This window comes from Micromonospora tarensis (genome assembly GCF_016803395.1).
Lineage (GTDB): Bacteria > Actinomycetota > Actinomycetes > Mycobacteriales > Micromonosporaceae > Micromonospora > Micromonospora tarensis.
Window position 1 is genome coordinate 1 of record NZ_JAEVHL010000197.1, and the last position, 12,279, is coordinate 12,279.

At 72.4% G+C, this 12,279-nt stretch carries 11 protein-coding genes and 1 pseudogene; 10 read left to right on the forward strand and 2 right to left on the reverse strand.

Annotated features, from left to right (window positions below; translation table 11 throughout):
- The 3 genes and pseudogenes from JM949_RS27180 to npdG form a co-directional block, all read left to right on the forward strand.
- Positions 1 to 205: hypothetical protein (locus JM949_RS27180; RefSeq protein ID WP_203151080.1), on the forward strand; the 205-nt coding region annotated here is incomplete at its 5' end.
- A 98-nt stretch (positions 206 to 303) separates the two neighbouring features.
- Positions 304 to 1,732: pseudogene (locus JM949_RS27185) on the forward strand (RNB domain-containing ribonuclease).
- Between the two features lie 244 nt (positions 1,733 to 1,976).
- Positions 1,977 to 2,675 carry an NADPH-dependent F420 reductase gene (gene npdG, locus JM949_RS27190; RefSeq protein WP_203151081.1) on the forward strand — a complete coding sequence of 233 codons (699 nt, stop codon included), beginning with the start codon at positions 1,977 to 1,979 and terminating at the stop codon, positions 2,673 to 2,675.
- Positions 2,676 to 2,732: 57 nt separating this feature from the next.
- Here the strand turns inward: npdG and panB are convergent, their stop codons facing one another.
- Both panB and JM949_RS27200 read right to left on the reverse strand, forming a co-directional pair.
- The gene (panB, locus tag JM949_RS27195) at positions 2,733 to 3,578 is read right to left on the reverse strand and encodes a 3-methyl-2-oxobutanoate hydroxymethyltransferase (protein ID WP_203151082.1); all 846 of its coding nucleotides are present in this window, start codon (positions 3,576 to 3,578) and stop codon (positions 2,733 to 2,735) included.
- A gap of 130 nt (positions 3,579 to 3,708) precedes the next feature.
- A complete protein-coding gene (locus JM949_RS27200) occupies positions 3,709 to 5,466 on the reverse strand; it encodes an NAD+ synthase (protein ID WP_203151083.1) in 1,758 nt (585 codons plus the stop codon).
- A gap of 235 nt (positions 5,467 to 5,701) precedes the next feature.
- Between JM949_RS27200 and glnA the strand changes: the two genes are divergently transcribed.
- The 7 genes from glnA (at position 5,702) to JM949_RS27230 (ending at position 12,175) form a co-directional block, all read left to right on the forward strand.
- Positions 5,702 to 7,051, forward strand: a complete 1,350-nt coding sequence (gene glnA, locus JM949_RS27205; RefSeq protein WP_203151084.1) for a type I glutamate--ammonia ligase — start codon at positions 5,702 to 5,704, stop codon at positions 7,049 to 7,051.
- 88 nt (positions 7,052 to 7,139) lie between these two features.
- A complete protein-coding gene (locus tag JM949_RS27210; RefSeq protein WP_203151085.1) occupies positions 7,140 to 7,565 on the forward strand; it encodes a DUF350 domain-containing protein in 426 nt (141 codons plus the stop codon).
- A 46-nt stretch (positions 7,566 to 7,611) separates the two neighbouring features.
- The gene (locus JM949_RS37805; RefSeq protein ID WP_238433972.1) at positions 7,612 to 7,992 is read left to right on the forward strand and encodes a helix-turn-helix transcriptional regulator; all 381 of its coding nucleotides are present in this window, start codon (positions 7,612 to 7,614) and stop codon (positions 7,990 to 7,992) included.
- Positions 7,935 to 8,303 carry a helix-turn-helix transcriptional regulator gene (locus JM949_RS37810; protein WP_309232349.1) on the forward strand — a complete coding sequence of 123 codons (369 nt, stop codon included), beginning with the start codon at positions 7,935 to 7,937 and terminating at the stop codon, positions 8,301 to 8,303. The genes JM949_RS37805 and JM949_RS37810 overlap by 58 nt, the downstream gene beginning before the upstream one ends.
- Positions 8,304 to 8,369: 66 nt before the next feature.
- Positions 8,370 to 10,835 (forward strand): NACHT domain-containing protein, encoded by a 2,466-nt coding sequence (locus JM949_RS27220; RefSeq protein ID WP_203151086.1) that lies wholly within the window; start codon positions 8,370 to 8,372, stop codon positions 10,833 to 10,835.
- On the forward strand, positions 10,763 to 11,707 hold the full coding sequence (locus JM949_RS27225) for a hypothetical protein (protein WP_203151087.1): 945 nt from the start codon (positions 10,763 to 10,765) through the stop codon (positions 11,705 to 11,707). Before JM949_RS27220 ends, JM949_RS27225 begins: the two co-directional genes overlap by 73 nt.
- A 93-nt stretch (positions 11,708 to 11,800) precedes the next feature.
- On the forward strand, positions 11,801 to 12,175 hold the full coding sequence (locus JM949_RS27230; RefSeq protein WP_203151088.1) for a VOC family protein: 375 nt from the start codon (positions 11,801 to 11,803) through the stop codon (positions 12,173 to 12,175).
- Positions 12,176 to 12,279 lie beyond the last annotated feature (104 nt).

Consider the following 12,279-nt stretch of genomic DNA (forward strand, 5'->3'; position numbering starts at 1 on the left):
GCTCCGGCCCGGAAGGCCCCCGCCGCGAAGGCGACCGGCACCTCGTCGACCACCGCGCAAGAAGGCGGCGGCGAAGAAGGCCCCGGCGAAGAAGACCGCCGCCGCCAAGGCGCCGGCCCGCACGGTGACCGCCCGCAAGTCGCCGGCCCGCCCGGCCGCCGCCGCGAGGGGTACGCGCAGCACCGCGCGCAAGGCGACCGGCTGAGCGAGCGGGTCACCTCGGCCCGTCCCGCTGGTGCCTCGGGCGGAATTCCCGGCCGGTCACCGGAAGCGGATCACCCGTGGCGCTGTCAGGATTGACCCGTGGTCATCCGACGCGTACTCGCGCCCCGCATCGACTTCGGCGCGCTGCGCCGCGAGCTCGGCCTGCCCGGGGAATTCCCGGCCGACGCCCAGCGTGAAGCGGACGAGGCGGCTGCGGCACCGCCGCGGCCGCCCGTCGACCGCACCCACATACCGTTCGTCACTGTCGACCCGGCCACCTCCCGTGACCTGGACCAGGCGATGCACCTCGCCCGCCGCCCGGGTGGGGGCTACCGGGTGCGGTACGCGATCGCCGACGTCGCCGCGCACGTCACGCCGGGCGGCGCGCTGGAGGCGGAGACCTGGCGGCGCGGGCAGACGATCTACCTGCCCGACGGAAACGTGCCGCTGCACCCGCACACCCTCAGCGAGGGTGCCGCCAGCCTGCTGCCCGACGACGACCGGGCCGCGGTGGTCTGGACCATCGACCTGGACGCCGACGGCGGCACGGTGGCCGTCGAGCTGGAACGCGCCCTGGTTCGCAGCCGGGCCAAACTCGACTACCCGGGCGTGCAGGCGGCGGCCGACGCCGGGCGGCTACCCGACCCGATCGCGCTGCTGCCGGAGCTGGGTGACCGGCTGACCGCCCGAGGGTTGCGTCGCGGGGCGATCAACCTGCCGCTGCCCGAGCAGGATCTGGAACCCGACGGTGCCGGCTGGCGGCTGGTGCTGCGCGCGCCGGCGCCGATGGAGGAGCACAACGCGCAGATCTCCCTGCTGACCGGGATGGCCGCCGCCGACATCATGCTGGCCGGTCGGGTCGGCGTGCTGCGCACCATGCCGCGCCGAAACCCGAGGCGGTGCAGCGGCTCCGGGCCGCCGCCGAGCCGCTGGGCCTGCGGTGGCCGACGAGGTGGGCCCGGGTCAGGTGCTCGCCGCCCTGGACCCCGCCCAGCCACGCGCCGCCGCGTTCATCGACCAGGCGGCCGAGCTGATGCGCGGCGCCGCGTACACCGCCTTCGACGGGACGGTGCCCGAGCAGCCGGAGCACGGCGGCGTGGCGGCCGCGTACGCCCACGTGACGGCGCCGTTGCGACGGCTGGCCGACCGGTACGCCACCGAGGTCTGCCTGGCCCTGCACGCGGGCCGGGCGGTGCCCGACTGGGCCCGCGCCGCGCTGCCCCGGTTGCCCGAGGTGATGGCGAGCACCGACCGGATCGCCTCGGCGGCTTCCCGGGGCGCCGTCGACCTGGCCGAGGCGGCGGTGCTGCAACACCGGGTGGGCGAGACCTTCGACGCGGCCGTGCTGGACGTCGACGCCCCGCCCAACGGCCGGTCCCGTCCCCGGCCAGCCGGCGGCACCGTCGCGTTGGACGCCCCGCCGGTGCGTGCCCGCTGCCTCGGCGAACTGCCGCTCGGCGAGCGGGTCCGGGTCCGTCTGGTCACCGCCGACCCGGCGGCCCGTACCGTCCTGTTCGAGCTGGCCTGACCCGGGCCTCCCGGCGTCGCGCTTCCTCGGTGCGGCTACCCGTAGATCTTGGACAGTTTCCGTTCGGCAGGAACGGAAACTGTCCAAGATCTCGTGGCGCGCGCTGCCCGCGCCCCTCGCGTGGGCGGCGGTGTGACGATGCGCGGACCGGTCGCGCGGCTGCCTGACCCGCCGGGCGGGGCGGCGGACATTGTCACAACGCTCGGCATGGCTGCCCGGCCGGGCGGTTTGCAAGGATGAGCGCATGGCATACGACGCGAGCACGCTGCCCGACGTTTCCGGGTTGACGGTCGGCATCATCGGTGGCACCGGTGACCAGGGGCGGGGCCTCGCCTACCGGTTCGCGCGAGCCGGCCAGACGGTGCTGATCGGGTCCCGGTCCGCCGAGCGCGCCGCCGAGTCCGCCGCCGAGATCGCCGCCCTGCCCGGGGTGCCGGCCGGCGGTAGCGTCACCGGTGCGGCAAACGACGAGGTGGCCCGCCGCAGCGACGTGGTGATCATCGCGGTGCCCTGGGACGGGCACGCCGCCACCGTCGCCGCCCTCGCCAAGCCGCTCGCCGGCCGGATCGTCATCGACTGCGTCAACCCGCTGGGCTTCGACAAGCAGGGCCCGTACGCGTTGACAGTCGCCGAGGGCAGCGCCGTGCAGCAGGCCGCCGCGTTGCTGCCCGACAGCCGGGTGTGTGCGGCGTTCAACCACGTCAGCGCCCCACTGCTGGCCGACCCCGAGGTCGACCGGATCGACCTGGACGTGCTGATCTGCACCGAGGACCGCGAGCTGGTCGACGTGGTGGGCGCGCTCGCCGCCCGGATCCCCGGAATGCGCGGCATCTACGCCGGCCGGTTGCGCAACGCCCACCAGATCGAGGCGTTCACCGCGAACCTGATCGCCATCAACAAGCGCTACAAGGCGCACGCCGGCATCCGGGTCACCGACCTCTGATCCGTGCTGATGTCGGGGTGTCCCGTGCGAGGGCACCCCGACATCGGCAAAGCGCCGCTAGAAGGTGTGCTCGGCGGCGGGGAACTCGCCGCCCCGGACCTCGTCGGCGAACCGGCGGGTGGCCTCGGTGAGGGCACCGGCCAGGTCCGCGTACCGCTTCACGAAGCGGGGTGCTTTGCCGGTCCGCAGGCCGGCCATGTCCTGCCAGACCAGCACCTGCGCGTCGGTGTCCGGGCCGGCGCCGATACCCACCGTGGGAATCGGCAACTCGTGGGTGATCCGCTTGGCCACCTCGCCGGGCACCATCTCCAGCACCACCGCGAACGCGCCCGCCTCCGCCACCGCCCGCGCGTCGGCGAGCACCTCGTCGGCGGTGTCGCCCCGGCCCTGCACCCGGTAGCCGCCCAGGGTGTGCTCGCTCTGCGGGGTGAAGCCGATGTGCGCCATCACCGGAATGCCGGCGCCGACGATCGCGGCGATCTGGGCGGCGCAGCGGCGGCCACCCTCCAGCTTCACCGCGTGGCAGCCACCCTCCTTCATGAACCGCACGGCGGTGCGCAGCGCCTGGGCCGGGCCCTCCTCGTACGAGCCGAACGGCAGGTCACCGACGACGAGCGTCTGCCGGGTCGCCCGCACCACGGCCCGGACCAGCGGAAGCAGCTCGTCGGCGGTGATCGGCAGGGTCGTCTCGTAGCCGAACACGTTGTTCGCCGCCGAGTCCCCGACCAGCAGCACCGGAACGCCGGCCTGGTCGAAGATCGACGCGGTGTACTGGTCGTACGAGGTGAGCATCGGCCACCGCTCGCCGCGCTCCTTGGCGGCCAGCAGGTCGCGGGTACGGACCCGTCGGGTGGCCGGGCCGCCGTACAGCGCGGTCACCTCGTTCGGAGTGGACTCCACCATCTCTGTCTCCCTTCCTCGAGGCCGCCTGCGCGGTCCCCGGGTTCCGTCGCGATCGTCGCACCGCGAGACGCGCCAACGGCAGGGCCCAGTGCAAGATGTCACTCCCGACCCGACACCCCAGGGGTACGGCTCAGCCGTGCTCGCGCCACCGGTTGGTGATCGGCAGCCGGCGGTCCCGGCCGAACGCCTTCATGGAGATCTTCGTGCCCGGCGCGGACTGCCGGCGCTTGTACTCGGCGGTATCCACCAGCCGCAGCACCTTGTCCACCACCGCCGGGTCGTGACCCGACTCGACCAGCCCGTCGCGGCCGAGGTCACCGTCGACGTAGCCGATCAGGATCGGGTCCAGCACGTCGTAGTCGGGCAGGCTGTCGCTGTCCAGTTGGCCCGGGCTCAGCTCGGCGCTCGGCGGCTTGCCGATCGAGTTCTCCGGGATCGGCGCCGTCTCACCGCGCCGCTTCGCGTCCGTGTTGCGCCACTTCGCGAGCCGCCAGATCAGCGTCTTCCAGACGTCCTTGACCGGGTTGAAGCCGCCCACCGAGTCGCCGTACAGGGTGGAGTAGCCGACCGCCAGTTCGCTCTTGTTGCCGGTGGTCAGCACCAGGTGACCCTCCTGGTTCGACAGCGCCATCAGGATCACGCCACGCACCCGGGCCTGGAGGTTCTCCACGGCCACCCCGGACAGCGACAGGTTCGCCAGGAAACCGTCCACCATCGGCTGGATCGGCTCGACGCGGTAGTCCAGACCGGTGCGCCTGGCCAGGTCGGCGGCGTCCTCCCGGGAGTGCTCGGAGGAGTGCTGGCTGGGCAGCGACACCCCGACCACCCGGTCCGGCCCGAGGGCGTCGACGGCGAGCGCGGCCACCACCGCCGAGTCGATGCCGCCGGAGAGACCCAGCACCACCGAGGGGAACCTGTTCTTGTTGACGTAGTCGCGCAGGCCCAGCACCAGTGCCTGCCACACCTCGGCCTCGTCGGCCACCGGCTCGATCAGCCCGCCGGTGACGGTCGGCCCGGACGGCGCGGGCGGGACGGCGTCCAGCGTGTGGTGCACGACCCGCATGCTGTCCGCCACCGCCTCCCCGCCCGGCGAGCTGCTGGCGGCCGGCAGGTCGACGTCGTGCACGAGCAGGTGTTCGACGAACTGCGGGGCCCGGGTGAGCAGCTCACCGTCGGCGCTCACGATCATCGAGTCGCCCTCGAAGACCAGCTCGTCCTGGCCGCCGATCATGTTGACGTACGCGATGGTGGCGCCCGCCTCGGCGGCCCGGCGGCGGACCAGCGGCAACCGGATGTCGTCCTTGTTCAGCTCGTACGGCGAGCCGTTGATGTTGACCACCAGGCCGACGCCGGCCTGCCGGGCGGCGGCGAACGGGCCGCCGTCCTGCCACAGGTCCTCGCAGATGGTCAGCGCGACGTCCACGCCGCCGACCCGCACCACGGTGAGCGTGTCGCCGGAGACGAAGTAGCGGTCCTCGTCGAAGACCCCGTAGTTGGGCAGGTGGTGCTTGAAGTAGCGGGCGGCCACCACCCCCCGGTGCAGCAGCGCGGCGGCGTTGCGGGCCCCCCGGCCCGGCTCGGCGTCCCCGCTGACCTGCGGCGGCCCGTCGGAGTCGAGGTAGCCGACCACGACCGGCAGCTCGCCGAGCCCGTCCCTGGCCAGGTCGGCGGCGAGCCGCTGCACGGCGGCCCGGGACGCGGCGACGAAGGAACGCCGGAAGACCAGGTCCTCGACCGGGTAGCCGGTCAGCATCATCTCCGGGAAGAGCACCAACTGGGCGCCGGCGTCGGCAGCCCGGCGAGTCCAGTTGCGGACCAGGTCGGCATTGCCGGCGAGGTCGCCGACGCTCGGGTTGACCTGGGACAGGGCGAGACGCAGGGTGGGCATGCCCTCATCTTGCCCCAGCCCGCTCGGCACAATCTCCACCCTCGGACGAGACGGCCGCCACGCTGCGGTGGCAGGCGCTCGCCGGCCGGGGCGTGCGCTCGCCGGGCGGGACACGAGGGGACGGCGGGCGGTAGTTCGCGTAACGTCTGCGTAACCAGGCCCGGGAACACTGGGCGATCAGGTCGGGTGCAGCCCGGCCGAGGCGGACAGCAGAGTGTCGCGAGGGGTTGGGGAAGTGGACCGTCAGCAGGAGTTCGTCCTCCGGACGCTGGAAGAGCGGGACATCCGGTTCGTGCGGCTGTGGTTCACCGACGTGCTGGGCACGCTCAAGAGCGTGTCGGTGGCCCCCGCCGAGCTGGAGGCGGCCTTCGAGGAGGGCATCGGCTTCGACGGCTCGGCGATCGAGGGCTTCGCCCGGGTCTTCGAATCGGACATGGTGGCCATGCCCGACCCGACCACGTTCCAGGTCTTCCCCTTCGAGGGCGGGGTCAGCGGCGAGAGCGCCCGGATGTTCTGCGACATCCTGCTGCCCGACGGCGGCCCCTCCTGGGCGGACCCCCGGCACGTCCTGCGCCGCGCGCTCTCCAAGGCCGCCGAGAAAGGGTTCACCTTCTACACCCACCCCGAGATCGAGTTTTTCCTGCTGGAGAACGGCCCACAGGACGGGTCGCTGCCCACTCCGGTCGACACCGGCGGCTACTTCGAGCACACCACGCACGCCGTGGCGCGCGACTTCCGCCGCCAGGGCGTGCTGGCGCTGGAACGGATCGGCATCTCGGTGGAGTTCAGCCACCACGAGGTCGCGCCCGGCCAGCAGGAGATCGACCTGCGCTACGCCGACGCGCTGACCACCGCCGACAACATCATGACCTTCCGGCACGTGGTCAAGGAGGTCGCGCTCTCCACCGGCGTGCAGGCCAGCTTCATGCCGAAGCCGTTCACCGACCAGCCGGGCAGCGGCATGCACACCCATTTGTCGCTGTTCGAGGGGGAGCGCAACGCGTTCCACGACTCCGGCGACCCGATGAAGCTGTCCAAGGTGGCGAAGTCGTTCATCGCCGGCCTGCTGGTGCACGCCCGGGAGTACACGGCGGTCACCAACCAGTGGGTCAACTCGTACAAGCGGCTCTTCCCGCAGCACCTGCCGGACCGGATCACCGAGAGCCCCGCGTACGTCTGCTGGGGTCACCTCAACCGGTCCGCGCTGGTCCGGGTTCCCGCGTACGGCAAGCCCAACTCGGCCCGGGTCGAGGTCCGCTCGCTGGACTCGGCGACCAACCCGTACCTCGCCTTCGCGGTGCTGCTCGGTGCCGGCCTCAAGGGCATCGAGGAGGGGTACGAGCTGCCGCCGGGCGCCGAGGACGACGTCTGGTCGCTGACCAGCGCGGAGCGGCGGGCCATGGGTTACGAGGCGTTGCCGGAGAACCTGGCCGAGGCGATCGACGTGATGGCCGAGTCCGAGCTGGTCGCCGAGGTGCTCGGTGAGCACGTCTTCGACTTCTTCCTGCGCAACAAGCGGGCCGAGTGGGAGCAGTACCGGCGCGAGGTCACCCCGTACGAGCGGCAGCGCTACCTGGCGCTGTAGGCGGCGGGGCTGACGCCGTTGCGCGCGGCCGCTATCGTCTCGATCACCGCGCCGGTCCCCCTCCGGGCGGAGAGTCGGGAGGCAGTCGGTGCTGGAGGATCTGTTCAGCGGTGCCTGGCAGAGCGTCGTGTTCGGGATCGTCGGCGTCGGGCTCATGGCGGCCGGCTTCGGGCTGGTCGACCTGCTCACCCCGGGCCGGCTGCGGGACCTGATCTGGGTCGACCGCAACGCCAACGCCGGGCTGCTGCTCGCCGCCAACCAGCTCGGCATCGCCGGGATCGTCTTCACCGCGATCCTGACCAGCTACAGCGACTTCGGCAAGGGCCTCGCCTCCACCGTGGTCTTCGGGCTGGTCGGGTTGGGGATCATGGCGTTGGCCTTCGTGGTCCTTGACCTGCTCACCCCCGGCAAGCTCGGTGAGGTGATCTGCTCGGACCAGCCGCACCCGGCGGCCCGGGTCAGCGCCGCCACCCACTTCGGCGCCGCGCTGATCGTCTGCGCCTGCATCGCCTGACCAGGCCCGCCCGCGGGCGTCGTACCCCGGTCGTAGCCTGCCGGGCATGAACCGCACGGATCGCCTCTACGCGCTGGTCGAGGAGCTGCGGGCGGTGTCGCCCCGGCCGCGCAGCGCACGCTGGTTGGCGGTGCGCTTCGAGGTGAGCAGCCGGACCATCGAACGCGACATCGGCGCGCTCCAGCAGGCCGGGGTGCCGATCTGGGCCGAGCCCGGGCGCACCGGCGGTTACGTGCTGGATCGCGCCCACACCCTGCCGCCGGTCAACCTGACCGCCGCCGAGGCGGTCGCGATGGCCGTGGCGCTGCACCGCCTCGCCGGCACGCCGTTCGCCGGGCCGGCGCCACCGCGCTGCGGAAACTGCTGGCGGTGCTGCCGGCCGCCGACGCCGCCGAGGCGCACCGGCTCGCCGGCCGGGTGCACCTGATCGGTGACGGGCCGGCCACGCCCGTCCCGGCCACCGTCGCCGACGCGGTCGCCGCGCGGCGGGTGCTGCGCATCCGGTACGCGGACCGGGCCGGCACCGACTCGGTCCGTGACGTCGAACCGTTGGGCTACCTCGGCAACACCCGACACTGGTACCTGGTGGCCTGGTGCCGCCTCCGCGCTGAGCTGCGCTGCTTCCGCACGGACCGGATCCTCGGCGTCCACCCGCTGCCCGAGGTGGTGGTCCGGGAGTTCCGCCCGACGGATCTCGACATCCCGCACGGGCGGGTCCGCCCGCTGAGTCTGGTCTGATAGCTGACAGCACCCGGCGCGGGAATCCGGGACGCTGGCAGGTCTGCCGTTCCGGGGGAGGACCGCGTGCCCGACACGCTCAGCTACGCCGACGCCGTCCGTCTGCTCGGCGGGGAGAACAGCCGGTTCGTCACCTGGTTCGACAAGCTGACGGGCTGGTCGCTGCTGGGTGCGTCGGCCGCTGGCGTGCCGGGGGCCCTGGGCATCTTCGACGCCAAGGCGGAGTTCGTCCGGCTCGGCCACGAACTGGTCCGCACCGTCTCCGAAGAACGCTCCGGGTTGTCCCGGTACGGCCGGACGCAGCGTCTGGAGGCGGCGCACGCGGTGATCGCGGTGACCGCCTTCTTCGAGGCACTGCGCGACGTCGACCTGCCCGTGGACGCGGCCGAACTGGCAGTGGACAAGCGGGAGCAGTTGGTGCTCGCCGGTGCCGGGTCGGTCGGCGACGCCGTGGTGGAGTCGTTCTTCGGCACGGCGGCGCCGCTGCCGGGGCCGCACCTGCCGTACCCGGCGTTGCGCGAGTCCCTCGCGACGTACTACGACGGTCTCGCCGCCCGGCTGCTGACCTTCGTCGAAGGTCTGGCCGTCTGGGATCAGGCGGACCACCAGCTGCGCAGCAGAACCGCGCTGGCACTGTCCCGGCTCCCGGAGTTTGCCGTGGACCGCCACCGCGACCTGTTGACGCGGTTGGCGGAGGACTTCTTCGAGGTCAACTTCTGGCTCGGGTTGCAGGAGCACGAGGCCACCCGCCAGCAGCTCCAGGCGATCTCGGTCGGGCTGGAGGAGATGCGCCGGACGCTGGTCGCCATGTCCACCGGCCGCGCTCCCTCCGACCGACGGGCTGGTCTTGCCGCCGCCTACGCCGCCGATCTGCGCCGGCCGATCGTCTCCTCGGGGGAGGTGCCGGCGGGGTTGCGGATGCCGACGCTCGGTGAGGCTTACGTGCCGCCGCTGTGTCGGATCGCCGAGTTGGGCACCGGTGCGCGCCCGAGTGACGAGAGCTGGTGGCGGGGCCACCCGCTCCGCGAGGACCTGTGGCAGTCGCTGGTGGTGCATCTGACCTCGCCCGGCGCGACGACGGCGCCGTTGCTCGTGCTCGGTCAGCCCGGTTCGGGCAAGTCGGTGCTCACCCGGATCCTCGCCGCCCAGCTACCCGCCGCCGACTTCCTGGTGATCCGGGTGGTGCTGCGCGAGGTGTACGCGGCCGGTGACCTGCAAGATCAGATCGAACAGGCGGTGCGCACGGCGACCGGTGAGCGGCTCAGCTGGCCGGAACTGGTCCGGTCGGCCGGCGACGCCATGCCTGTCGTGTTGCTCGACGGATTCGACGAACTGCTCCAGGCGACAGGTGCCAGCCAGACCGACTACCTGCGCAGAGTGGCGTCGTTCCAACGTCGTGAGGCGGATCAGGGACGCTCGGTCGCGGTGCTCGTCACCACCCGGACGAGCGTCGCCGATCGCGCCCAGCCGCCGCCCGGCGCGGTCGCGGTGTTGCTGGAGCCGTTCGACACGACCAGGATCGGCACCTGGGTCGCCACCTGGAACCGGGTCAACGCCGAGGTCTTCCGGGCCTCGGGCACCGGCGGGCTGGACCCGGACGTGGTGCGGGCGCACCGGGAACTCGCCGAGCAGCCGCTGCTGCTGTTGATGCTCGCCCTGTACGACGCGGACGGGCACGACCTCCGCTCGGCTGGCGCGCTGGGGCGCGGTGAGTTGTACGAACGGTTGCTGACCCGGTTCGCCCACCGAGAGGTTTCGAAGCAGTCCGCCGGGTTGTCGGAGCGGGACCTGGCCCGAGCCACCGAGGAAGAACTGCGCCGGCTCTCGGTGGTCGCCTTCAGCATGTTCAACCGAGGCGTGCAGTGGGTGAGCGAGGACGATCTCGAGGCCGACCTGGCCGCGCTGCCATTCCTCGGGCGGAGGACCCCGACGACCCGGCAGGACGAGCGGGCGTCGCTGAGCGCCGCCGAGATCGTGCTGGGCAGGTTCTTCTTCGTGCACCGCTCCACCGCGACGCGGGAGCACGGGCTGTCGCACACCTACGAGTTCCTGCACGCGACCTTCGGCGAGTTCCTCATCGCCCGCACCGCCACGCTCGTCCTGCACGACCTGGTCGCGCGTGCGGCCGCGACAGTGCTCGACGATGCGCCCGTCGACGATGCCCCGCTGCACGCGTTGCTCTCGTTCGCCGTGCTCGCCAACCGGGCGCCGGTGGTCGCCTTCGTGGCTGAGGCACTGGCGGCGTGGCCCGAGGAGCACCGGGCCGAGGCGCTGGACCTGCTGCTGCGGCTGTTCGCTGTGACATCCGAACCGCGCCCGGCGGCCGGTACGAGGCGTACCGGCCGCGTCGGTTGCACCTGCCGGAGCGCTGCGCGGTGTACGCCGCCAACCTGCTGCTGCTCGCCCTCTGTGTCCGGGACCTGCCGTGCGGCGAGGTGTTCCCGTCCAGTGCGGAGCCCGTGCGGAGCTGGCGCAGGCAGGCGTTGCAGTGGCGGGCCCACCTGGACGACGCCGCGTACCTCGGTCTGCTGACCCTCGTCAACCCGATCCGGCACTGGCAGGAGGGTCATCCTCGGCTCACCCTGTCACTGAGCCGCCGCATCGAGTCGGTGCCCGTGGAGTCCGATCCTCGGTGGCACTTTCCCGGCCGGCTGGACATCACCTCTGATGTCGACGGGTCACACGGGTACTTCCCCGATGTCGATCTGGACCTGTGGCGTCGGAGCGTCCACTTCGAGTGCGACCCGGACGGCGAGACGGTGCTGCACGGCATGGAGCCGGCAGCGAGACTCTTCTCGACAAAGGGGCCCTTCGATGCCTTCGACTGCTTCCTGACTTTTTCGGACGGCGACCGCTCGCAGGCCCGGCTGTTGCTCGATCTCGCCCTCCTGCCACTTCACTCCACGCCGCTGCCCGAGCGGGAGCGGGTGTACCGGCGGGTGCTCGCGAGCCTCGAACCGGCGCCGACGTCGCCGGACGGGACCTTGGCCGCCTTCCTGCTGGACCGGCTGGCCCTCGACACCGACCTGTCGCCCGCGTTCGTCGCCGACGTCCTTGCGGAGTTGGACATCAAGGACCTGATCGTGGGCCAGACCGCGCCGATGGTCAGATGCGTGCTCGCCTTCCTGGGCCGCGACGAGGCGGTCAACGCCAGGTGGGTGGCGCTCGTCGGCAGGCTGCTCGCCAGGGCTCGGGGCGGTGCGGCCGGCTGGGGGCGCCCGCTCGAATGGTTGGGCGAGCAGACCTGCGAGTTGGTGGTGCGGATGTACGAGCTGGAGCTGTACCACGAGCCGATCTCCGCGGCGGAGGCGGAGCACTTCAGTTTCTGGCACGGCAACCGGCGGCCCGACCTGGTCCACCGGCTGCGGCTGGTCGCGGACGAACCGACGGATCCGACGGCGTAGCCGGAAAACACCGACAGGACGGTGTCGCGGACGACCCCGAGACTGCTCCAGACGACGGCCGAACGGCCGGCACGGGAAAACCTGGAGGCAGCAATGTCCGCGACGCCCATCACGTGGTTCGAGATCGCCACCGACCGACCGGAGGAGGCGGAGCGCTTCTACGGCGAACTGTTCGGTTGGACCTTCGCGGAGGAGGGCGCGGCGAACGGTGGTTCCTACCGGGTGACCGGGGCCGGTGGCGACACCGGGATCGGCGGGGGAATCCGGGCGACCGACGGTACGTCGCCGAACTACGCGATCTTCTACGCCGAGGTCGTCGACGTCGCGGACGCCTGTCGGCGGGCCGAGGCGGCCGGCGGTCGGGTGCTGGTGCCGGCGCGGACGACACCGACCGGCCTCACGTTGGCGCACCTGATCGACCCGGTCGGAAACCACCTGGGCGTGTTCACGTCCCCGCCCCAAACCTGACGGCTCCCAGCCCGGCTCGGTCCCAGCCCGGCTCGGTCCCAGCCCGGCTCGGTCCGGTCCGGCTCCGGCCCGGTCCGGCTTGGTCCCGGCTCGGCCGGTCCGGC

What these genes read in the sequence shown, in the direction of transcription:
- JM949_RS27200 (WP_203151083.1), bottom strand. Translation starts at nt 5,466, where the DNA reads ATGCCCACCCTGCGTCTCGCCCTGTCCCAGGTCAACCCGAGCGTCGGC.
- panB (WP_203151082.1), bottom strand. Translation starts at nt 3,578, where the DNA reads ATGGTGGAGTCCACTCCGAACGAGGTGACCGCGCTGTACGGCGGCCCG.
- JM949_RS27230 (WP_203151088.1), top strand. Translation starts at nt 11,801, where the DNA reads ATGTCCGCGACGCCCATCACGTGGTTCGAGATCGCCACCGACCGACCG.
- JM949_RS37805 (WP_238433972.1), top strand. Translation starts at nt 7,612, where the DNA reads ATGAACCGCACGGATCGCCTCTACGCGCTGGTCGAGGAGCTGCGGGCG.
- npdG (WP_203151081.1), top strand. Translation starts at nt 1,977, where the DNA reads ATGGCATACGACGCGAGCACGCTGCCCGACGTTTCCGGGTTGACGGTC.